Origin of the sequence: Sphingobium sp. B10D7B, from assembly GCF_025961955.1 — a bacterium.
Taxonomy (GTDB): domain Bacteria; phylum Pseudomonadota; class Alphaproteobacteria; order Sphingomonadales; family Sphingomonadaceae; genus Sphingobium.
Window position 1 is genome coordinate 1,736,614 of sequence record NZ_JAOQOQ010000001.1, and the last position, 22,217, is coordinate 1,758,830.

20 protein-coding genes are annotated in these 22,217 nt (G+C 64.2%); 13 read left to right on the forward strand and 7 right to left on the reverse strand.

What is annotated here, in order from left to right; all coding sequences use genetic code 11:
- Positions 1–106: 106 nt before the first annotated feature.
- From M2331_RS08255 to M2331_RS08270, 4 genes are read left to right on the forward strand one after another with little or no spacing between them, the layout of a single operon-like run.
- Positions 107–3,628, forward strand: coding sequence for a fibronectin type III domain-containing protein (locus M2331_RS08255; RefSeq protein ID WP_181559837.1), 3,522 nt, complete (start codon positions 107–109; stop codon positions 3,626–3,628).
- Between the two features lie 2 nt (positions 3,629–3,630).
- A complete protein-coding gene (locus M2331_RS08260; protein ID WP_181559838.1) occupies positions 3,631–3,849 on the forward strand; it encodes a hypothetical protein in 219 nt (72 codons plus the stop codon).
- Positions 3,850–4,356, forward strand: a complete 507-nt coding sequence (locus tag M2331_RS08265; protein WP_181559839.1) for a glycoside hydrolase family protein — start codon at positions 3,850–3,852, stop codon at positions 4,354–4,356.
- 2 nt (positions 4,357–4,358) lie between these two features.
- Positions 4,359–4,799, forward strand: a complete 441-nt coding sequence (locus tag M2331_RS08270; RefSeq protein WP_181559840.1) for a hypothetical protein — start codon at positions 4,359–4,361, stop codon at positions 4,797–4,799.
- A 140-nt stretch (positions 4,800–4,939) separates the two neighbouring features.
- On the opposite strand, the gene M2331_RS08275 is transcribed toward M2331_RS08270, so the two are convergent.
- Complete coding sequence (locus tag M2331_RS08275; protein WP_181559841.1) at positions 4,940–5,554, reverse strand: SOS response-associated peptidase; 615 nt, start codon at positions 5,552–5,554, stop codon at positions 4,940–4,942.
- Between the two features lie 466 nt (positions 5,555–6,020).
- On the opposite strand from M2331_RS08275, the gene M2331_RS08280 reads away from it, so the two are divergent.
- Positions 6,021–6,755, forward strand: coding sequence for a hypothetical protein (locus M2331_RS08280; protein WP_181559842.1), 735 nt, complete (start codon positions 6,021–6,023; stop codon positions 6,753–6,755).
- 20 nt (positions 6,756–6,775) lie between these two features.
- Entirely contained in the window at positions 6,776–7,939 is a 1,164-nt protein-coding gene (locus M2331_RS08285; protein WP_181559843.1) for a tyrosine-type recombinase/integrase, read from the forward strand.
- Positions 7,940–7,954: 15 nt separating this feature from the next.
- Here M2331_RS08285 and M2331_RS08290 read toward each other — a convergent pair whose 3' ends face one another.
- Positions 7,955–8,161 (reverse strand): hypothetical protein, encoded by a 207-nt coding sequence (locus tag M2331_RS08290; protein WP_181559844.1) that lies wholly within the window; start codon positions 8,159–8,161, stop codon positions 7,955–7,957.
- Between the two features lie 215 nt (positions 8,162–8,376).
- Here M2331_RS08290 and M2331_RS08295 point away from each other — a divergent pair, with 215 nt between their 5' ends.
- Positions 8,377–9,186: a DNA adenine methylase gene (locus M2331_RS08295; protein ID WP_181559845.1), complete on the forward strand. Its 810-nt coding sequence runs from the start codon at positions 8,377–8,379 to the stop codon at positions 9,184–9,186.
- A 213-nt stretch (positions 9,187–9,399) separates the two neighbouring features.
- Here M2331_RS08295 and M2331_RS08300 read toward each other — a convergent pair whose 3' ends face one another.
- Positions 9,400–10,101, reverse strand: coding sequence for a hypothetical protein (locus M2331_RS08300; protein ID WP_181559846.1), 702 nt, complete (start codon positions 10,099–10,101; stop codon positions 9,400–9,402).
- A gap of 22 nt (positions 10,102–10,123) precedes the next feature.
- On the reverse strand, positions 10,124–11,371 hold the full coding sequence (locus tag M2331_RS08305; protein ID WP_264592443.1) for a tyrosine-type recombinase/integrase: 1,248 nt from the start codon (positions 11,369–11,371) through the stop codon (positions 10,124–10,126).
- 264 nt (positions 11,372–11,635) lie between these two features.
- Between M2331_RS08305 and M2331_RS08310 the strand changes: the two genes are divergently transcribed.
- Positions 11,636–12,853 (forward strand): glycosyltransferase family 4 protein, encoded by a 1,218-nt coding sequence (locus M2331_RS08310; protein ID WP_181559848.1) that lies wholly within the window; start codon positions 11,636–11,638, stop codon positions 12,851–12,853.
- A 75-nt stretch (positions 12,854–12,928) separates the two neighbouring features.
- Here M2331_RS08310 and ndk read toward each other — a convergent pair whose 3' ends face one another.
- Positions 12,929–13,351 (reverse strand): nucleoside-diphosphate kinase, encoded by a 423-nt coding sequence (gene ndk, locus M2331_RS08315; protein ID WP_181559849.1) that lies wholly within the window; start codon positions 13,349–13,351, stop codon positions 12,929–12,931.
- Between the two features lie 170 nt (positions 13,352–13,521).
- On the opposite strand from ndk, the gene M2331_RS08320 reads away from it, so the two are divergent.
- On the forward strand, positions 13,522–14,262 hold the full coding sequence (locus M2331_RS08320) for a GIY-YIG nuclease family protein (RefSeq protein WP_181559850.1): 741 nt from the start codon (positions 13,522–13,524) through the stop codon (positions 14,260–14,262).
- 25 nt (positions 14,263–14,287) lie between these two features.
- Here the strand turns inward: M2331_RS08320 and M2331_RS08325 are convergent, their stop codons facing one another.
- A complete protein-coding gene (locus tag M2331_RS08325; RefSeq protein ID WP_181559851.1) occupies positions 14,288–14,725 on the reverse strand; it encodes a DNA polymerase III subunit chi in 438 nt (145 codons plus the stop codon).
- Between the two features lie 61 nt (positions 14,726–14,786).
- A complete protein-coding gene (locus M2331_RS08330) occupies positions 14,787–16,241 on the reverse strand; it encodes a leucyl aminopeptidase (RefSeq protein ID WP_181559852.1) in 1,455 nt (484 codons plus the stop codon).
- Between the two features lie 226 nt (positions 16,242–16,467).
- Here M2331_RS08330 and M2331_RS08335 point away from each other — a divergent pair, with 226 nt between their 5' ends.
- The 4 genes from M2331_RS08335 (at position 16,468) to rsmA (ending at position 22,201) form a co-directional block, all read left to right on the forward strand.
- Entirely contained in the window at positions 16,468–18,828 is a 2,361-nt protein-coding gene (locus tag M2331_RS08335; protein WP_181559853.1) for an LPS-assembly protein LptD, read from the forward strand.
- 142 nt (positions 18,829–18,970) lie between these two features.
- Positions 18,971–20,341 carry a peptidylprolyl isomerase gene (locus tag M2331_RS08340; protein ID WP_181561425.1) on the forward strand — a complete coding sequence of 457 codons (1,371 nt, stop codon included), beginning with the start codon at positions 18,971–18,973 and terminating at the stop codon, positions 20,339–20,341.
- A gap of 13 nt (positions 20,342–20,354) precedes the next feature.
- On the forward strand, positions 20,355–21,383 hold the full coding sequence (gene pdxA / locus M2331_RS08345) for a 4-hydroxythreonine-4-phosphate dehydrogenase PdxA (RefSeq protein WP_181559854.1): 1,029 nt from the start codon (positions 20,355–20,357) through the stop codon (positions 21,381–21,383).
- Complete coding sequence (gene rsmA, locus M2331_RS08350; RefSeq protein ID WP_181559855.1) at positions 21,380–22,201, forward strand: 16S rRNA (adenine(1518)-N(6)/adenine(1519)-N(6))-dimethyltransferase RsmA; 822 nt, start codon at positions 21,380–21,382, stop codon at positions 22,199–22,201. The genes pdxA and rsmA overlap by 4 nt, the downstream gene beginning before the upstream one ends.
- Positions 22,202–22,217: the final 16 nt, after the last annotated feature.

Consider the following 22,217-nt stretch of genomic DNA (forward strand, 5'->3'; position numbering starts at 1 on the left):
GAAAACGCACCTCTGGCGGGAGCGATCCGCAATGCCGGGATCGCAGCGACCTGCCCTACCACCTCCCCTAAGCAAACATCGCGAGAACCGACCGATGAGCAACGCAATGATCATGCGGCCGCTGCCGGTCGCCGTCCTGAGCGGGACGAACAGCCTACCCGGGTATCAGCCATCCAATATCGCCAACGACTGGCTCGGCATGGTGTGGAAGGGGCAGGCGGCCGGGGCCGCCAGTCAGTCCTTCATCGTCGACCTGCGGGAAGATCTACCGGCTGACACTATTGCCCTGCTGGGCCTCTCCGGCGCGGCAAGCAACTGGCTGCTGCAGGTGAGTGCCGCGACCAACGCACAAGGTGCGTTTACCGGCGCCAGCCACGCTTGGCCGGCGGTTCCCCTCCTCGCCGGCAGCGTCATGTTCCCGAGCGGACGTGGCCGCGCCTATTGGGAAAAGCCCGCGACCGGACCTAGCGCAGCTCGCTACTGGCGCGTCACGATCACGACGCCGGCGAACAACACGCCGGTTACGGTTGCACGCGTGGTGATCGGGCAGCGCCTGCAGCCGGAGCGCAATTTTTCCTTCGGCGCCGCGTTCGGCATCCGCGATCACGGCAAGGCCGAATGGTCGACCAGGGCGGTTCTTCTTCGTCGCCGTGGCCTGAAGCTGCGCAGCACAGGCCTGTCCTTCGCCTCGTTGTATCGCGACGAAATCGAGAATCTCATCGACCCGATCCTTGCGGCGGTCGGCGCGACCGATCCAATCCTGCTTGTGACCGATCCGGATCCGCATGCGCAACGGCAGAACAGGATCTACTTCGGGCCGCTGATCGGCGACATCGGGACCATATGGGCGCGCGCCAATGCCGGCTTCCAGTGGCAGGCGAATGTCGTCGACCTGGAGCCGATCGGCGACGTCGGCGCCAGCTTCACCCCGCCCACCCCGACACCGGCGCCGAGCTGGACAAGTCCGCCCACCGTAAGCGGCGCTGGATCCCCGCCGCGCGTCGGCGATGTGCTGACCGCCACCGGCGGAACAATCCTCAATGGTGATCATGCCGGATGGCGCTGGCTCAGAGACGGCGCGCTGATTTCCGGCGCAACAGGAGTGACGTATGTGCTGACGATCGACGATCTCGGAGCGCTGGTCGGACCGCGCCAGCTAGCGTCTGGACCGGGCGGTAGCGGCTCCAACGACGGCAACCCTGTCGGGCCGGTCAACCCCACGGTGCCGGCGGTCATTTCCGGGCTTGCTGCGGCGGCAGGCAATGGCCAGGCCGTGCTTTCCTTCGACGCGCCTTCAGATGGCGGGTCGCCGATCACAGACTATGTCTATCAGTACAAGCTCGCCGCTTCGTCGACCTGGACGACATTCGCAGATGGCACTTCCGGCGTCACGGGAGCCACAATCACCGGCCTAGCGAACGGACAGGCGTATAATTTCCGCGGCGCAGCAGTGAACAGTGTCGGCCAGCAGACCACGTGGTCGAACGTCGCCAACGCTACGCCCGTTGCGCCCGTTGCGAGCTATACGGCCGGGTTCATTCTCTCTCAGTTCCCGGCCTATGACGACAAGCGCATCTATCAGCGCACCACGACAGCGGGCGGCGGCCAGGGCAAGGGCGCGGGCACGATCCGCGTGCCGTTGTCCGGCACGGTGACGGCGGGTACGATCGGTGCGCGCATCCGCTCTGCGGCTGACGGCACGACGATCCTTCAAGCCGAGTGGACGGCCGGCACCATCGCCAACGGTGCCAGCTACATCGACGTGAGCGGTATCGACGCGCGCCTTGGGTGGTTTTTCGTCGATCTCAAAGGCGCCGACGGCAGCTGGCAGCTCGGCAGTGTGCAGGTGGGCATGGGACGCCTTGTCGGCGGCGCGGGGCAGTCCCTCATGGCGCGCATGCTCGGACGGCAGGACGGCCAGTCAGCAACCTATGCATCGCTCGGCGTCACGATCGATCCGAACACCGCTGTGCTGGCATCCTATTCGGAGGGCAACAGCTATATGCCTGCGCCCGCAACCGCGCCCTGGCAGGTTCCGGGCGACTTCGCCAACGGCGCCGGCCCGAACTCAGTGGGCTGTGGCGAGTTCCTCCGCCGACAAGTCGCACTCTTCGGTGTGAATTGCGGTATGATCGGCCACAGCCAGGGCGGCACGAGTCTCAACTCATTCCTATCCGGCGGCGGCAACTACACGCAGTTCTCCGGTATGTTGGCCCGAGCTGGCGGCGCCTTCGAAGCCTTCATTTGGGGACAGGGGCATTCGGATGCGAACTCGGGCGTGCCGGCTACGGGGTATGCCACTGGTCTCGACATGCTGTTTTCAGGGATCTCCGCTCTCAATAGCCGTGCCGGCTATGCGAAGTACATCTGGACCATCCCGACCATCAAAAACTCGACGTGGGGGACGCCATATGAGCGCAACCGCGTGCGAAAGGGAGCGGTCGACTGGTGTTCTGCGAACAGCGCCACCTATGTCCACATGGAAGATTTCCAGCAGGTGGATGGCGTTCACCAATCGCAGGCTGGGGCAGTCACCATGGCGCGCGCGATGCACCGAGCGACCCGACCAGAAGTGGGCGCATCGGGCGCTAACGGCCCCGCCATTCTCTTGGCCTCGCGGAGCGGGACGACGATCACGGTCACGCTGAGCGATGTCGGCCAAAGCACGCTCGTGCTCACCGGGACGCCGGGCAACAGGATCAGGGCGTTTGTGGCGGGATACTGCGACAATGACGCCAACCCTGGCGCCAACGCCTACCCTATTTCGGCTGTCAGCGTCGTCAACAAGACCACCTTGTCGATCACATTGGCGAACGATCCCGGCGTGGGCCAGCTGCTCGATCTGTATATGTATTGGCCCAACGATCCGAACGATGCGACGGCCGACAACATTCGCGATGATCGCACCGATGGGGACGGCATCACCGTGGGCCGAACGGTGGTGCCCAATCAGGTGCCGGTCCTCATTGCCGCGCCGACACCGGGAGGCGCCACCAACGCGCCTCCCGGCGGCTATGTCGCTATTGCCAGCCCATTCGACCTCGTTCCGACCGGTGCGACATATGGCGCCGGCGCTGCAAGCTTCGGCAACGAAATGACCGGCGGCACCGCCTTGTCCGGGAACGGCAAGACGCCATACTTCTCGCCGATCACGGTTGAAGGCTTCTTCACCTGCCCGAGCCTGCCAGGTTCCACCGAGGTCTTGGTCGGCGGTTTGGGGTCCAACTTCATCGCCCTCAGCAGCAGCGGAAAAATCGTGACCGGCGCTGGCGGTCCCGGCGCCACGACGCTGGTGCCAGGGCGCCGTTACCATATCGCTTGGCAAGCTGGCCCGAACGGGCTCGCGATCTATCTTACCGACATTACGTCAGGCACAGCCGGCGTGCGTGATTACATCAGTGCCCCTGCAGTTCAGATCCAGCCCCAAGGCGGTCGCTTCGGGCTGCGAACCCATATGGGGAGCTTCAATCTGACCGGCGGCGCCGTGGACGAGTGGGCGGTATGGGAGATCGAGCGCTACAGCGGATCGTCCTACACCTGCCCGACTGCGCCGCTCTCACCCACCTCGCCTGGCCTTGTCGCGCTCTATCGCTGCGATGGAAACGCCAACGATGCGGTGGGGCGATGAACATGATCGACCGACACGACGTCATCAAGCGCGGCTTCGACGCCGGCGCGATCGCCACCGCCTTTGGAGGCCTTATCGAGATGCTGCCAGCCATCGCCACCAGTCTCTCGATCATCTGGATGGCGCTGCGGATCTACGAGATGGACACCACCCAGCGCCAGCTCGGCCGCGCCCGCGCCACGATCGCGCGGCTCAATGCCTGGCTGAGGAAAGGACGATAGATGGCAGACGCAAAGATGCTCGCGACTGGCGTGGCCAGCGCCATGCTGGCGATCGCCGTGCCCTTCGGGATCAGCTGGGAGGGCATGAAGCTCAACCCCTATAAGGATCTCGTCGGGGTCTGGACCGTCTGCGGCGGCGCCACGCACGTTCCCATGCGCCCCTACACCGAGGCCGAGTGCCGTGAGATTACCCTCGCCCAGTACCGGGACTTTGGTGAGGGGGTGCGCGCCAGCGCGGCCGGGATCGATCGCGAGCCTTGGCAGTGGGCTTCGCACACCACATTCGCGTCCAACATCGGGATCTCGGCCTATGCGCGCTCGAGCGTGCGGCGGCTGTTTGTCGCAGGGCGCTATGTGGAAGCATGCCGGGCGATGCGGCTCTACAAGTACGCCGGCGGCAAGATCGTCGCCGGTTTGGTCTATCGCCGCGAGGGCAAGGACCGCCGCATCGGCGAGTATGAGCTTTGCATGGTCGGCGCGGTACCAGCCGAGCTGGGAGGCGCTTGACCATGTCTTTCCTCATCCGCGCGCTGCCGCATGTCCTGGGCGTCAGTGCGATCCTGGGCGCGCTCTGGTGGCTCGATAACCGCGGATATGTCCGCGGCCAAGCCGACGCCGAACGCGAGCGCATGATCACCGCCGTCATGTTGACGCGCAGCGCGCGCGAGACCGAGCAGGCGATCGGCGAGCAGATCAACGCTGCAAGCGCGCGATACGAGCAGGGACGCTCCGCCCTGCAGGCGACCAGAACCATCATCCAGCCCACCGTCACGAAGGAGATCATCCGTGAGCCGCGTCTTTCCGATCCTGCTGCTGGCCTCACTGACGGCCTGTACCGCGAAGTCAATCGGGCCCGGGGAGCGGTTGGCGCCTGTGCCTCCACCCCTGCCGGCGGCATTGTCTGCCCCCTGCCCGGCGCCGGCGCAGCTGACGGACAAGAGCATTGGTGAACTGGCGCAGGGCGATATCAACGCGATCCTGGAATCACATGACTGCCGCCTGCGCCATGCCGCGACAGTCAACGCCTATGTGGCGGCCCGGCAGGCCTCGATCGACTGGAACCAGGCGAAGCAGCTGAACGGAAAGCCGCTCAAGGCGCCGGCGGCGCGTAACGGCCAATCGACATCAACTGGCTCGGATAAGGGGCCGCGAGACTGAGCGCATCGTCCAGATCGGTGCGGAGCCACCGGTCATAGTCCTCGGGGTGAAGGATTACTGGGCAGGCCTTCGGATGGATGGCGCCCACAACATGCGTCGCTGGGTCGCCCTCATAGCCGCAGGTGAGAAAGGAATAGACCGGATCGGCTTCGGTCGGCCGCCAGATGCCCGCAAAGGCAAATGTGGGCTGTGAGGGCACCGTGAACCAATAGGGGCGCTTCTTGCCCGTCTCCGGGTCCGCCTGGACGCTCCACTCCTGGAATTCATTGACCGGGACGAGGCAGCGCCGCGCGGGATTGGCCAGCGCCGATTTCCAGAATGGTGAGGTGTAGTTGCGCACGTTGGTGACCGGCTTGCCCTGGAAAGGGAAGCCCCAGTTCATCACCGAGAGAAGGCGCTCGCCATCTTGCTCACGCACAACGTAACCCGGCTTGCCCGCGGCCACATAATCCTTCTCGACAACGAGGCGATCCGCAGGATCCGGCAGGGCGTCAAACCGCGCGAGATAGTCCTTCAGCCCGACTTTGACGCTGTACAGATTGCACATTGGTGCCCTCCTACCCCCTGAACCGATTTGCGGCGCGTCGCCATTCGCTTTTCGGAGGAAGCGGTGGCTGTTCGCCAGTCGGGTCCTCACGCGTCAATCTGACCTGTATCTGCTTAGAGCGGCATTGGGTGCAGCGAAAATGTCGCCCGAGCTGCTTTAGATGATCGTTCCAACCCTTGCGCTGAAACAGCCACCAGAGAGCGTGGGGATCGTAGATCTTCAAATGACCGCAATGCCGACAACGGATCGTGACGGTGTACTGGAACGCAGCTGCCTCGAAAATGCAATCAGGGCCGGTGTGCAAGGGCATGAACGAATAGAGAACATCTAGACTCCGAGTCGGTCAATAGTTGGGGTACCGATTGGGGTATCGGCTCGTCGCAAAGCGCCGAAATGAGCGACCGGGGCGGAGGGGATATCCGTCATTGCGGCGTCGTGTTAGGTCAGGTCGCGGGGGACAGCACGAATGGAAATTTTGGTCGATATCGCATTCTTCCTTGGTTCTCGGCCCGCCGAATGGTTCAGAGCCGCTCTTTATGACTGGCAAACGCTGATCACTGGCGTGCTTGCGGTAGTCGCAGCAATTTTTAGTATACGCCAAGTAAGACAGCAAATCGATCAAACCGCTCAATTAGAAGTCGAGCGACGAGCAAGGTCGTTTTCTGCTGCACGGGCCAGAATGCCGGCTGCACTAGATAAATTGTCGGGTTACTGTGAGGAAATTGGCAACCTCATGATAACAATCTGGCCCAATGCCGGCATTCGCCGGCCTTTATATTTTTCATCTGAAATAACGATACCGAAAGCCCCGGAATCAGTTATCAACGATCTAGCGTCTCTCATTGAGACTACAGATAATGAAGCGTTTGCCGCTTTCCTCGCAACATTAATCAGCAAAATTCAGCTGATTGACGCGCGAATGCGAGATAGCCGGCTTCTCGAGAAAATTTCGTCGAGCAAGACGACTGTCTACGATAGAGTACTAGATGTTGCAGAGCTCAATAGCTTTGTTGACACCGCGTTCGCATTTGCGCGGCATGAAGTCGACGTTCCACCGGGCGACAATGAACCCTATCGGATCTCACTGGCACTTAGCCGGTACGGCTTTGATATGGGTGGCCACAGAGACTTACACGCCCGATGCGCGAAAAAGTTCATGCCTGATCACGCCTTGAACACAGCGCTCAACCCGCCGTCCTAAGGCCCCTTTACGGGAAAATCATGCTCACCAACGCAGCGGTCAAGGCCGCGCGGATCCAGCCGCGCGCCTACAAAATGTTCGATGAGCGCGGGCTCTTCCTGTTCGTCGCGCCCAGTGGCCTCAAGTCCTGGCGGCTCAAGTACCGCGCCGGCGGAAAGGAGCAGCTGCTCTCCCTGGGCCGTTGGCCCGACATGTCTCTGGTCGAGGCCCGCGATGGCGCCGATCGTGCGCGATCGCTGATCGCGGCCGGGCTTAATCCTCGCGATTGCGACGCCGCGGCGCATTCCGACCAGTTCGAGACAGTCGCCCGAGCATGGTTCGAGGACCGCCGCGGCCGCTGGTCGGCCGAGCATGCCCGCGATGTGATCCTGAGCCTTGAGCGCGATGTTTTTCCCTTCCTGGCGAAAAACCCCATCGGCGGAATCGAGGCCGTCCAGCTCCTCGAGCTCGTGCAGTCGATCGAGGCGCGCGGCGCCATCGAAACCGCGCGTCGGATCCGGCAACGGTTGGACGCGATTTTCTCATACGCGATTGTCCGCGAGCTCTGCACGACGAACCCGGCTGCAGCGCTGCGCGCAGAGCTGGCGCCGCCGCCGAGCGTGCAGCGGCACCCGGCGCTGGTCGACATCGAGCAGCTGAAGGCGCTGCAGGTCGCCGTCGACGCGCTGGACGCGGCGGTGCGCGTCAAGCTGGCCTCACGGTTCCTTGCCCTGACAGCCGTGCGCATCGGCGCGCTGCGCCTCGCGCGCTGGGGTGAGATCGAGGAGCTGGACGGCCCTGCCCCGCTCTGGCGGATCCCGGCCGCGCACATGAAGCTGACCCGCGTGCGCAAGGCGGACGCGGCCAATGATCATCTGATCCCGCTGAGCCCGCCGGCGGCCGAGCTGCTCCAATCGATGCGCAACCATATCGGTGATGCCAACGATATGATCTTCCCGATCGGCGCCGGCGCGATCGGCGATCTCTACAATCGGGCCGGCTATGGCGGCCGGCATGTCCCCCATGGTTGGCGCGCGAGCTTCTCGACCATCCTCAATGAGGAGTGCCCGACCGAAAAGGACGTCATCGACCAGGCGCTTGCGCATGTGCCGACCAACAAGGTCGAGGCTGCCTACAACCGCGCCGAGCATCTGGCGCGCCGGCGCGATCTGTTCTGCCGGTGGGCAAATCTGCTGCTTTGTTGACGGGGTTTGAGTGGTTCAGGCCCGGCCAGCGTAGGTCGGATGAGACAGCGCCTCCGCTGCGCGATCATTCACCGGTTCAACCCATGCGTGACCATAGGCTTCGATGAACGGCTCGATCTCATCTTCTGAGATCTCGTCGCCCCAAGCGAGAACTTTTCTCTTGCCGTCGACAACCGCAACGACCCGCTGGGTGCTGATGCCATCATAACCGAATGTGGACACGTCGCCGCTCCGAACCAATGTGGCCGTGACCTAACTCGCCGTTCGACCAATTGCCAGTCGATCGACAATCTTCGTCGCCTGTGTCTAGGCCAGGCGGGGGATCCGGGTAGCCGCCCGGAGAGCCGACGAGTAGCAGCTCGCCACGACCTTAGCTGGCCAAACCGGCCGTCCCGCCACCCGTGCATCGGGCGGGGCCATGTGGATCAACAATCGTTATGGAAAGCCTAAATTTTTGCCCCTCGGCCAAACCAATTGCGCCTTATATCGGCGGCAAGCGCAATCTGGCGCGCCGCCTTGTGTCCGTCATCGATGCTGTAGACTGCACCACATATGCCGAGCCGTTCATCGGCATGGGCGGCGTTTTCCTGCGCCGGCGCCGGAAGGCGCGCGCGGAAGTGATCAACGATATCAGCGAGGACGTCGCGACGCTCTTCCGGATTCTGCAGCGCCATTATGTCGCATTCATGGATATGCTGCGCTTCCAGCTCACAACCCGGGCAGGATTCGAGCGGCTGAAGAAGACGGATCCGTCGACGCTCACAGACCTCGAGCGCGCGGCCCGGTTTCTCTATCTCCAGCGGACCGCCTTCGCCGGCAAGGTCACCGGCCGGAACTTCGGCGTGTCTACCGATCGGCCGGCGCGGTTCGATGTCACGACATTGGCGGCCGACCTGGAGGCGTTGCACGAACGCCTGGCTTCCGTGACGATCGAGCGCCTGCCCTATGCGGAGTTCATCCGCCGCTACGATCGGCCGGCCACGTTGTTCTATCTCGACCCGCCCTATTACGGATCCGAGGATGACTATGGCGCGGCCGTCTTCTCGCGTGATGATTTTGACCGCCTTGCCGAGCAGCTCGCCTGCATCGCCGGCAAGTTCATCCTTTCCATCAATGCCACGCCCGAGACGCGCGAGATCTTCAGCCGCTTCACGGTCCTCGATGTCGAGACGACATATACGATATCGACGAAAGCACAGGCCGCACGCGAGCTGATCGTCGCCAATTTCGACATCAGCGCCAGCTAGCTCGCGTCGCGCGCGCCAGCCCGCCCTGGCACAGTTCTTGCCCCGCTATCCCCCTGGATAGCCCCCGGGCAGGCCAAAGCCTGCCCGGCCCCTCCGGTGCGCCGGAGAGCTGATTGTGCCTATGGGCGGGATCTGGCGTCGGGTTTCCCTCATCGGGGCCCCGCGAAGCGGGGTTGGAGCATCGAGCGTAGCTCGATTCCTTATCCCTTGTTCTTACACGGCCTGATTCTGACCGTCTGGAGGACTCGCACCCTCCAAAAGACGACGCATGCGACGGAACGTCGAACGAAGCCCTTCGTCGGCGATCGTCGCCAGCTGCTCGTCAGGCGTCATGGCGTTGAACTGGTCGAGGAATTGGCGCTGCTGCTCGGCACGGCGGCCTTCCTCGGTCGGCCGGCGCATGATGCGACGCACGAGCTCGGCCGCCTTGCGGGGCAGCGTCAGGAAATAGGCGTTGGAGATCTGCTGGACATATTGCCCGCCCGGCTCGGGATCCTCAACCGGGGCGGTGCGCCGGCGCCAGTCCAGGAAGCCTAGCTCCTTCAGGCGAGCCAGGGCGTTGATAACGGCCGAGCGCGCACGCCGGACTTCGGCCGCGATTGTGTTGATCGCATAGTCCAGGCGGCCATTCATTCGGCCTCGCCGCCGTAGCAGGAAGCGATAGACGTCCATCTCGATATCGCCAACAATGCCCCGGCGCCGGCCGGGCAGCTTGGTCGACCGCATCAGCTGCTCGAGTTGCTTCAGGCGGGCATTGTTCTCCGATCGGGGGAACATGTTCTCGCGCTTCCAACGCGCCTGCTCATATTCGCCGGCATAGGGGCTATTGCGGCGCACCGGCTGCAGCGTGCGGCGGCCGAGGCGACGAACGCCGGCGATGCTGGCGGCGAGATCGCCGATTGAGCGGGCCGTCATGCCCGCGCTCCGGCGAGCTTGTTCAGTCGATCGGCAGCAGCGATGCTGCGGGCGGCGCGTCCTTCAGGAGCATGTCCGCCCAAATCTGCGCCAGTTCGCGCCGGCGGGGCATATAGGCGGCCCGATTGTATGCGGCTTCGACGTCGCCACGCATGTGGGCCAGCATCAGGTCGATGATCGCGCGGTCGAGGACGTTGTCGTTCTGCGCGGCCATTTCGTTCATGATCGTTGAGAAGGTCGCGCGCCAGCCATGCGGGACGTGTCGCCCCTGATAACCCGCATCCCGATAGATTTTGCTCAGCGTGCTGTCTGATATCGGCTTGGCTGCCTTGACCGTGTTCGGGAAGAGATAAGGCCGGCCGTCCGAGACAACAGCAGCGGCCTTCACCACATCGACCGCCTGTTTCGCGAGCGGCACGACGAACTGATATGCCGCGTCGGCCTTGCTCTCGCGTGACAGCTTCATTTTCGCGGCGGGAATGCGCCAAAGTGGCGCAGGCCCGTCGAGATCCTCGAACTCGCCCGGCTCGGCCAGCCGCAACACACCGGGGCGCACCGCTGTCAGCGCCAGCAGCCGCGACGCGAGCTTGGTCCCCACATAAGCGTCGGTCGTCGCCTCCACCGCGGTGATCAGGGCGCGCGCTTCCTCGATCCTGAGCACGGCAGGACGCAACGTGCGCATGCGCGGTTTCAGCGCCGGCTGGATGACATTCGCTGGATCCGTCTCGGCCAATCCGGCACCAATCGCGAAGACGAAGATCGACGAGATATGTTGCCGGACGCGCTGGGCCATTACCAGCGCATCGCGCGCTTCGATCGACCGGATGACTTTGAGAACCGTCGCTGCGGTGATGTCGGCCAGTGGCATGGCGCCGATGGATGGGAATACGTCCGTCTCTAGCCGGTCGAGGATCTGGCCGGCATAACGAGGCGCCCGGACAAGAGACTGATGCTTGTGCCAGTCCCGGGCAACCTGCTCGAAGGTCGGCAGCGCTTCCGGTTGCGCCGACTTGGTGCCCGGGTCGCCCCCTGCCCGCAATGTCCTGCGCGCTTCGTCGCGCAGCTCGCGCGCCTTCGCCAACGACACCTCGGGGAATTGGCCGAACGAAAGTTTCTTCTCGACGCCGCCAATACGGTACTTCCAACGCCAACTGCGCGTCCCTGAAGGCAGGACGTGCAAATAAAGGCCGTTCGCGTCCGCAAGCTTGTATGGCTTCTCCCGCGCCACGGCATTTCGGCACGCCAAAACTGTCAGCAAACAGGCCCCCACTGGCCCCCAACGGAGCCCCCAATTCGACAGTGCTGCACCGGGACAGCCCGAGACAGCAAGGGAGGGCGAATTGCCTAATTTCATGCATTTGGCAAGAGTTGTGAGAAACTGTGGGAAGAGAGGAGCAGGCCCCGATGCTGCTACTCGGGGAGCCACTTTCCACACATTGCCGGCCTGCTGGGCCGGACCTGCTGGCCGGCGTTACCGCAAAAAGGGTTAGCCGCGTTGACAGGCTCGCCTCTCCGCTCCCATGAGCGGTCGGCCATGAAACTTGCTTATCTTCTCAACATGTATCCGCTGATCAGCACGACGTTCATCCGTCGCGAGATCGGCGCGATCGAGGCGCTCGGCCAGCCGGTCGAGCGCTATGCCCTACGGCACTGGGATGGTGAGCTGGTCGACCCGGAAGATATCGCCGAGCAGGCGCGCACCCACTATATCATCACCGGCAGCAAGGCGGCGCTGCTGTGCGACGTGCTGCTCACCTGCCTGCTACATCCGGTCAGGACGCTGCGGGTGCTGCCGCTCTGGTGGCGGGTGTGGCGCAATGCGGGGCGAAACCTTGTCGCCCATGTCGCCTATCTGCTGGAGGCCATGGCTTTCACCCGTCGCGCCAATGCGCAAGGGATCGATCACGTCCACACCCACTTCTCCACTAACGCAACCACCGTGGCGATGCTGGCGCGGCGGCTAGGCGGGCCATCCTACAGCTTCACGGTCCATGGTCCCGATGAGTTGGTGCCCGGCGAGCCGGCCCGCCTCTCCATCCGCGAGAAGGCACGCGATGCGGCTTTCATCGTCGCCATCACCCGTTACTGCCACGATCGCATCGTAGCGGAGGCCCCAGAGGCGGCCCAGAAGGTCCGCATCGTCCATTGCGGCATCAACCTCGCCGACTTCCCCTATCAGCCTGCCCCGCCCGAGAGCAGCCGAGTGATCTGCATCGGCCGCCTGTGCACCAACAAGGGCCAGATTCATATTCCGCCCGCCGTCGCCGCCGTGATCGGGGAGTTTCCTGATCTTGTGGTCGAGCTGATCGGGGGTGGCGACGACGAGGCAGCGCTGCGCGCAGCCATTCGCGCACATGGCGTCGAGGATCATGTCATTCTGCACGGCTGGGGCACCGGTGCCTATGTGCGGGAGCAATTGCTGGCCGGTCGCGCCATGCTGCTGCCGAGCTATGCCGAAGGCCTGCCCATCGGGATCATGGAAGCCTTCGCCATAGGCCGTCCGGTGCTAAGCACGACCATTGCGGGCATCCCCGAGTTGCTGGACGAACGCTGTGGCTGGATTTTCGCGCCTGGCGATGAGGACGCCATTGCCGAGGCGTTACGCGGGATCATGCGCGCCACGCCCGAGCAGCGGGCTGCGTTGGGCGCCGAGGCGCGGCGCCGCGTGGAAGAGCGGCACGACCTGTTCAAATCGGCCCAGACCTTGCTCGATTATTTCACGGCGGAAGCGGCCTCGGGCCGGCAGCACTAAACCAAATAAAAGGGCGCCGGACCCGATGGTCTGGCGCCCCTTTTTTAGAAGGCCGACGGTTAGACGGCCATCCGATTAGCCGACGATTTCTTCCGGCTTGAAGAAGTAGGCGATCTCGATCGCGGCATTCTCTTCGCTGTCCGACCCGTGAACGCTGTTGGCTTCGATCGACTCGGCCAGTTCCTTGCGGATGGTGCCCGGCTCGGCATTGGCGGGGTTCGTGGCGCCCATGATATCGCGATTGCGCTTCACGGCGTCTTCGCCTTCCAGGACCTGCACGACGACCGGGCCAGAAATCATGAACTCGACCAGCTCGCCGAAGAAGGGACGCTCCTTGTGCACTGCGTAGAAGCCCTCGGCCTGCTCGCGGCTCATGTGGATGCGCTTGGATGCCACGACGCGCAGGCCGGCTTCCTCCAGCATCTTGGTAACAGCACCGGTCAGGTTGCGACGGGTCGCGTCGGGCTTGATGATCGAGAAGGTGCGGGTCGCCGCCATGAGAAATGCTCCGGTAAAGAAAACGAAAGAGTTGAGGTCGCGCGCGCTCTACCCGCGAAGCGACGGCCGATCAAGAGCAGCAGGCGTCCACGGGTTACGATCAATTAAGCGCTTTGAGTTCACATTGTTACAGTTTGCCATGGTTGGGTGCGCAAAGGGGGAATGGGAACATGCAGGGCGCGGAGGCGAAGGAATCCATTTATCGGATCGACAGGCATGATGACGGGTCGCTGCGCTTTCACAGCATTGCACCGGGACAGCAGCGCTGCTTTCCGGATCCGGCGACGGTAACGACGCCCTGCCTGACCTTACCAGCAGAGGCGACGGAGCCGGCACTGGCTCGAGGCGCCGCGCGCAAAAGCTCAACCTGCAACCGGGCCTCTCAATATCCTGCCATTTGCTGGCCGGAACTCGGACCGGGCGAGAGCCTGAATGCCTTTGGCATGTTCTGGAAACGCGAACTGGTGTCCTGGTCCGGACAACCCCTCCTTCTCGGCCGGCGCACCAAGGGGGCGCCATTGTTCAACTTTGCCCGTCAGGTGGGCCTCTACCTCCTACAGGATGGCGCGCGGACCGTCTATGTCGGGCGTGCGAGCAACGATCTCTATGCGCGACTCAAGACGCATACGACCGACCGACTTGCCGGCCGGTGGAATCGCTTTTCCTGGTTCGGCCTGCGAGACGCCAGTCAGCATTTGCCTTTCGCGCAAAGCGCGTGCTGGAGCGAAGCCAATATGCTCAGGACCATGGAAGCGCTGTTGATCGAAACGCTCGAACCGCCGCTCAACCGACGCGGCGGAGACGGGCTGAGCGGCCGTGAATTTCTTCAGGCCAGCGCACCGACGTCCCTCAAGAGTCGTCATGCAGAAGCGCGCGCCGATACCAGCAAGCAACCGCGTCACATGCGGTGAGCGAATCCGGCGCGCCGGCGGTGCCTCAAGGCCCTTGGCGCCACCGCCCGCCATCCTGCTTCCAGAAGCGCGGCGTGATGCCCTCGGATCGACTCAGCGCCTTCCAGGCCAGCCGCGCACCGCCCACCGTCGCATCGTCGAAAAAGTAAAAGACCCGATCGAAGCCCAGCGCTTCATCCCGCCACAGGCCATCGGCCAGCGCGACATGGCGCGCGCCATTGGCTGCATCGCAACTCGGAGCGAGGAGGATCGGCTGGACCTGCGGCATGGGTGCATCCGCATGATCGTTGGCCAGATAGCTCTCCGGTCCAGCACTCCACAGACCCTCGGAGATACGGTCGAGCTGGTCGCGCTCGGCGGAAACGACCAGCAGTCGCCCGCCGCCATCGAGCACCCTGCGCGCGATGGCGGGCACCGTCGCCTCGACGGGGTCCCGGCTGAGCTGATAGAAATCCACCTGCATGTTGCGGCTCTAGCGCTATCCAGCCCGGCTGCGAAGGCCGGGCCGAAATTTGCGCAAGATCTCAACCGGCCTGATAGTGGTCGCGGATCAACTGGTCGAGCAGGCGCACGCCATAGCCGGTAGCGCCCTTCTCCCATGTCGCGCCGGGCTTGTCGGCCCACACCATGCCGGCAATGTCCAGATGCGCCCATTTGACGCCATCCTGCACATAGCGCTTGATGAACTGCGCCGCCGTGATCGAGCCGGCATAACGCGGCCCGATGTTCTTCATGTCGGCAATGGGGCTGTCGATCAGCTTGTCATAAGCGGGCGACAGCGGGAAGCGCCACAATTTGTCACCGCTCTCGCGACCGGCCGCGAGGAGCTGTTCGGCAAGGTCATCGTCATTGCTGAACAGGCCGCCATGCTCGCTGCCGAGCGAGATCAGCATCGCCCCGGTAAGGGTTGCAAGATCGATCACCGTCTCGGGCTTGTAGGTCTGCTGGGTCCACCAGATCGCATCGCACAGCACCAGACGCCCCTCGGCGTCCGTGTTCAGCACTTCCACGGTCTGGCCGGACATGGTTTTGACGATATCGCCGGGACGCTGCGCGCCGCCGTCCGGCATATTCTCGACCAGCCCGCAGATGCCGACGACATGCGTGGGCGCCTTGCGCAAGGCCAGCGCCTTCATCGCACCGGCAACTGCCCCAGCGCCGCCCATATCCCACTTCATGTCTTCCATGCCCGCACCGGGCTTGAGCGAAATGCCGCCAGTATCGAAGGTGACGCCCTTGCCGACCAGCGCCAGCGGCTTGGCCTGCGCGCCATTGGTGCCGTCCCAACGCATCGCAAGAATGCGCGGCTTGCGCACCGAGCCCTGTGCAACGCCGAGCAAGGCACCCATGCCGAGATTGGCCATATCCGTCTCATCCAGCACGCTGATTTCAATGCCGAGATCGACCAGATGGCGACAGCGCTCCACGAAGCTCTCGGGATAGATGATATTGCCTGGCTCGGCGACCAGTTCGCGCGTGAATGCAACACCTTGTGCGACGGCTTTAGCATCATCCACGAGCGCCGCCAGCTCGCCGGACTCATGAACCAGCGTTACGGTTTCGAGCGTCGGCTTGGCCTTCTCCGCCAGCTTCGTGCGATAGGTGTCAATGCGCCATGCGCGCAATTCCGCGCCCAGCGCGATCCGGGCGAGCGCGTCGGCAGTAAGCTCCGCGCCGTCGATCGCGACATGCTTGACGCCGGAGGTCTGCAGCCGTGCCGTCACCGCGCCGCCTGCCTTCTCCAGATCGGCCGGCGTGCCCTCGCCCGTTCCGACGAGCAGGACGCGGAGAGTCTTGCCCGCCTCGGCTACGAACAGTTCCACCACGGCGCCTGCCTCGCCGCCAAAGCGCGATGCCGCCGCCGCCTGCGCCGCCAGAGCCTGCGCCTCGATGCCCGGCGACACGGCGGCGCCCTTTGCGACCGGGAAAACGAGGCAGTCCATGTCGGCAGGGCGACTGGCGGAAATGGCGATGTGCATGGATACAAGCTCCTGGAAAGGAATTATGTGGCCAGATGACCTGGTGTGAATATGGAAGCGGAATAGCGCCTTGCCAGGGGGTATGCCACGGCAAAGGGACCGTTAAGCGCGATTTCACGCTTGGGAAGGCAATTGCGGAGCGGGCGCTGCAGTGCAATAGGGCAGCGTTGCACACGGCGCGCGCAGACCGCGAGCCGCGCTGGGAGAATGACGATTGGTTGCCACGATGAGCCGTGACGCGCGCGAGCGGACCATGATGCGCGTGCGCCTGTGCATCAGCGCGCCAGCTCTGATTCTGGCGATGGTCATGGCGGCGCCGGCCTACGCCCAGACGCAGGGCGAGCCGCCGACGCAGGGCGAACCGCCACTCACCATCGACAATGTGGCGCCGCAGGATATCCCCGCCGGCGCCGAACCGGATTTTCAGGACCGCCCGGCCAAGGAAGAGGCCGAGGCCGTCCCCATGCCGGCAGCGCCTGTCTCCAAGAACGAGATCAATTTCCAGGCCGACCGGATCGATTACGACAGCAATGCCGATATCGTGCGCGCCTCCGGCAATGTCCGCGTTGCCCGGCAGGATGCCAATCTGTCCGCCGATCAGGTGGAGTGGGATCGCAAGGCCGGCACCGTCATCGCGCGCGGCGATGTGCTGCTCGTCAATGAGCGTGGCGACCGCGCTTATGCCGACGAGATGGACGTCACCGAAAGCCTGCGGGACGGCGTCATCGAAAATCTGCTGATCGTCACCAACAGCGAGAATCGGCTGGCGGCGGTGAAGGCCCAGCGCACCGACAACATCTACGTGCTGGACAAGGCGGCATTCACGCCCTGCAAGGTCGAGACGGTCAAGGGCTGCCCCAAGGAGCCAACCTGGCAAATCCAGGCCGATCGCGTCATTCTGGACGAGGCTCGCCAGCGGGTGCGTTATGAGAATGCGCGCGTCAGCATGTTCGGCCTGCCCCTGCTTCCCCTGCCGGGCCTGCGCCACAGCATTGGCGATGAAGGAAGCAGCGGCTTGCTGGTGCCGGATATCGGCTATGATCGGCGCAACGGCGTGCAATATGTACAGCCCTATTACTGGCGGCTTGCGCCCAATCGCGATCTGACGCTCACGCCCTATGTCTACAGCGCGGTGCTGCCGATGCTCGGCGCAAGCTATCGCGCCCTGCTGTCTAAGGGCGCCTACCAGATCACCGGTTATGGCACGGTCAGCGCCGTCACGCCGGTTACGGGCGAAACCGATGTCACCAGCGATGAGCGTCTGCGCGGCTACATCGCTGCCAGCGGCAAATTCCAGTTCGACCCGCTCTGGTCATTGACCGGATCGCTGCGTTACGCGTCCGACCGCACCTTTCTCAATCGCTATGACCTGAGCCACGAGGACCGTCTGCGCTCCACGCTCAATCTGGAGCGGATCGGCACGCGCAGTTATCTCTCGATTGCCGGCTGGGCCTTTCAGTCATTGCGCTCGGGGGACCGGGCCGGCCAGGTTCCTATCGCCATTCCCGCCATCGATTACCGCCTGCGCACCACCGATCCGCTGTTCGGCGGACGGGTGGAACTGCAGGCCAACAGCCTGTCGATCCTCCGCACGGATGGGCAGGATACCCAGCGCGCGTTCGTCGGCTTCACCTGGAAGCAGAGCCGGCTGACCGGCATGGGACAGGAAGTCTCGTTGACCGCCTATGCCCGCGGCGACGTCTACAACAGCGCGCAGAACGATCTTTCGCCAACGGTGGTCTATCGCGGTGAGGAAGGCTGGCAGACGCGAGGAATCGCCGCCTTGGCGCTGGATGTGCGCTGGCCGTTCATCGGGCAGGCTTTTGGCGGCACCCAGCGCCTGACACCACGCATCCAGCTGGTTGCCGCGCCGCGCCTCGCCAACCTGAATGTACCCAACGAGGATGCCCGCGCGATTGACCTGGAGGATTCCAACCTCTTCGCGCTCAATCGCTTCCCCGGCTATGACCGCTTCGAGGATTCGACCCGCATCACCTATGGGTTCGACTACCGCTTCGACGTGCCGAATTTCTCGTTCGATACCACCGTCGGCCAGAGCTACCGCATCGATGACCGCCCGTCCCTGCTGCCCAATGGCACCGGCCTGTCCGATCGGCTGTCGGACATCGTTGGTCGTTCGGAGATCCGCTACAAGGATTTCCTCTCATTCACCCACCGCTTCCGCCTCGACAAGGATGGATTTGCCGTCCGCCGCAACGAGATCGAGGCGACGGTTGGTACGCGCCGCACTTATGCCGAGGTCGGCTATCTGCGACTGGACCGGAACATCACGTCCGGCGTCGAGGATCTGCGCGATGTCGAGGAAATCCGCCTCGCAGCGCGCGTCGCCTTTGCGCGCTTCTGGTCGGTCTTCGGCTCGACGAATATCGATCTGACCGGTCAGCGGGACGATCCGACGAGCACCCTGTCCGGCTTCGAGCCGGTGCGCCACCGCCTCGGCATCGCCTATGAGGATGACTGCCTGGAACTCGGCTTCACCTGGCGGCGCGATTACCAGACGGTCGGCGACGCCCGTCGCGGCAATTCGTTTCAACTGCGGCTGGTATTTAAGAATCTCGGCCTGTAAAGACTCCAGCTTCGCAAAGGGTGTGAAGGCCGGGCGTCATCCGTCGCTCAGGCCCGGTTCAGCCGCCGCGCATTAATCCGCCGGGCAGGTCCGCGGCCTCTTGAGGCCGCCTGCTTCTGAATGGAGAGCAAGTTTGACTGACGTGAACAGCGTGAAAAGGATTTCCTCCCGTTTCACCGCCCGGATTCTTGCAGGCGCCGCGACGGGCCTTTTGGCGTGCTCAGCAATTGCTCAAGCGCCGGAAGGCCAGGCTGAGGATGCCGCCGGTGCGACCGCGTCCGCGCTCGATATTCCCGCCTCGGTGGTGCTGTTCGGCAAGCGCGACCCCAATGTCCGCACCGCGACGGCGCTGGTGAACGGCGAGGTCATTACCCAGACGGATGTGGAGCAGCGGCTCGCGCTGGTGGTTCTCGCCAATGGCGGCAATGTCAGTGCCGAGGAAAAGGACCGTCTGCGTCTGCAAGTGCTGCGCAACCTCATCGACGAGACGCTGCAGATTCAGGAGGCAGCGGCCAAGGACATTCGCGTCCCCGCCGCCGAGCTTGACGAGAACTTCGCCCGCGTCGCCGCGAACTTCCGCTACACGCCGGACAATTTCGCAAAATATCTTGCCGCGCAGGGCTCATCCGCGCGCAGCATCCGGCGCCAGATCGAAGGCGAGGTCGCGTGGAGCCGCCTGCTGCGGCGTCAGGTCCAGCCTTTCGTGAACGTCTCCGAGGACGAGGTCCGCTCGACCTATGAGCGTCTCCAGGCCGCCAAGGGCAAGGAAGAGTTCCACATCGGCGAGATCTATCTCTCCGCCAACCCGTCGAACAGCCAGCAGGTGGCCGAGAACGCCCAGAAGATCATGGCGCAGATTCGCCAGGGTGGCTCGTTCCAGGCCTATGCGCGGCAATATTCGGAAGCATCGACCGCCGCGGTCGGCGGCGACCTTGGCTGGGTGCGCGCCGCGCAGTTGCCCGAGCCACTGGCCGAAGCTGCGCAGCGGCTTCAGGTCGGCCAGATCGCCGGCCCGATTGCTATTCCGGGCGGATTTTCGCTCGTCTATCTGATCGACAAGCGCCAGGTGCTGATGGCCGACGCACGCGACGCCGTTCTGAGCCTCAAGCAGGTCGCCATCGACTTTCCCGCCGGCACATCGGCGGCCGAAGCCCAGCGCCGGGCCAACGCATTCGGGGAAGCCCTCAAGAAGCTTCAGGGCTGTGGATCGGTAGAGGCGATGGCCAAGGGCGTCGGTGCGACAGTCATCGAAAACGATATTCAGGCGCGCAACCTGCCGCCGCAGCTCCAGTCCATTCTGCTCTCGATGCAGGTCGGCGAATCCACGCCGCCCTTTGGCTCGGCAACGGAAGGCGTCCGCGCGCTCGTTTTATGCGGCCGGGACGATCCGCCAGACGCGAGCGCACCCTCGGTGGAGTCGATCATGGCGCAGATGGAGGAAGACCGCGTGAACAAGCGTGCACGCACATATCTCCGCGACCTCCGTCGCGATGCGGTGATCGACTATAACTGACGTCTTCCGCACGATGTATTCCGCGTCCGCGCTGCCGCGGCCGATCGCGATATCGCTGGGCGATCCCGCAGGGATCGGCCCGGAGGTCACCGCGAAAGCCTGGGAAGCGCGGGACGCGCACACTCTCCCGCCTTTCTTTGCGGTCGGTGACAGCGCCGCCATCGCTGCGGTCTGGCAAGGCCCGGTAGCGATGATCGGCGACCCGATCGAAGCCGATGCGGTGTTCGGCAAGGCGCTGCCCTGCCTGCAGGTCGCCGACGCCGGTGAGATCATCCCCGGCCAGCCCTCGATCGATGGCGCGCGCTGCGCGTTCCAAGCGCTGGAAGCGGCCACGGGGCTGGTGAGGGCGGAAAGCGCCAGCGCCCTTGTGACCGCGCCCGTCTCCAAATCCCAGCTGTCCCAAGTCGGCTTCACGCACCCGGGTCAAACCGAGTTCGTGGCCGAGCGCTGCGGCGTCTCGCGCGGCAATGTGGTGATGATGCTGGCGGGCCCTTCGCTACGGGTTGTGCCGCTCACCATCCATATTCCCTATACAGAGGTGCCGGAGGCACTCACTGCCGCGCTCATCCGCTCCCGCGCGTTGGCCACCGCGCGCGGTCTCAAGCGCCTGTTCGGCATCGAGAACCCGCGCCTCGCCATGGCCGGCCTCAATCCCCATGCGGGTGAGAACGGGATGCTCGGCGCGGAAGAAACAACGCTGATTGCGCCGATGCTCGAACAATTGCGCGAAGACGGCCTCGACATTTCCGGGCCGCATTCGCCGGATGCCTTGTTCACGCCCCGCGCCCGTGCGCTCTACGATGCAGCCTTGTGCTGCTACCACGATCAGGCGCTGATCCCGATCAAGGCGCTGGACTTCGATGAGGGCGTGAACATCACGCTGGGCCTGCCGATCGTGCGGACATCGCCCGACCATGGCACGGCGTTCGATCTGGCCGGCAAGGATCAGGCGCATCCCGGCGCGATGATCGCCGCCATTCGCATGGCGCAACAGGCCGAGCTCAATCGCCGCGCCTGGGTCGATCCCTGCCAGCCCTCATGACCCCACTTCCACCGCTGCGCGAGGTCATTGCCACGCATGGCCTGCGGGCCACCAAGGCGCTGGGCCAGAACTTCCTGCTGGACGAGCAGTTGCTGGATCGCATCGCCGCGATTCCGGGGGATCTGACAGGCGCGCGCGTATTCGAGGTTGGCCCCGGTCCCGGCGGGCTGACCCGCGCTCTCCTTCGCGCCGGCGCCCAGGTCACGGCCGTCGAACGTGACGCCCGCTGCATTCCGGCGTTGGCCGAAGTTGCAGCGGCCTTTCCTGGCCAGTTGCGCGTCATCGAGGATGATGCTTTGCGGGTCGACCCCGTGGAGGCCTGCGGCGGACCGGCGCATATCGTCGCGAACCTGCCTTATAATATCGGAACGGCTCTGCTCGTCGGCTGGCTGGAGAGCGGCGTGTGGCCGCCCTGGTGGCTCTCCGCCTCGCTCATGTTCCAGGCTGAGGTGGCCGAGCGGATCGTCGCGCAGCCCGGCAGCGATGCCTATGGGCGGCTGGCGGTGCTGGCCCAGTGGCGCAGCCGTGCGCGCATCGCGATGAAAGTCCATCGGTCGGCCTTCACGCCGCCGCCCAAGGTCATGTCCGCTGTGGTCCATCTCGTCCCGGCCGACGCGCCCGGCGGGGTCGAGGTCGCAACGCTCAGTCGGTTGACGGCCGCCGCCTTCGGTCAGCGGCGCAAGATGCTCCGGCAGAGCCTCAAGGGGCTGCCCGGCGCGCTGGATGCTTTGACGGAAGCCGGAATCGACCCCAGCCGCCGCGCCGAGACACTCAGCGTGGACGATTTCGTGATGCTCGCACGCCTGATGGGACGCTGAGCAGCTTCACGGCGCG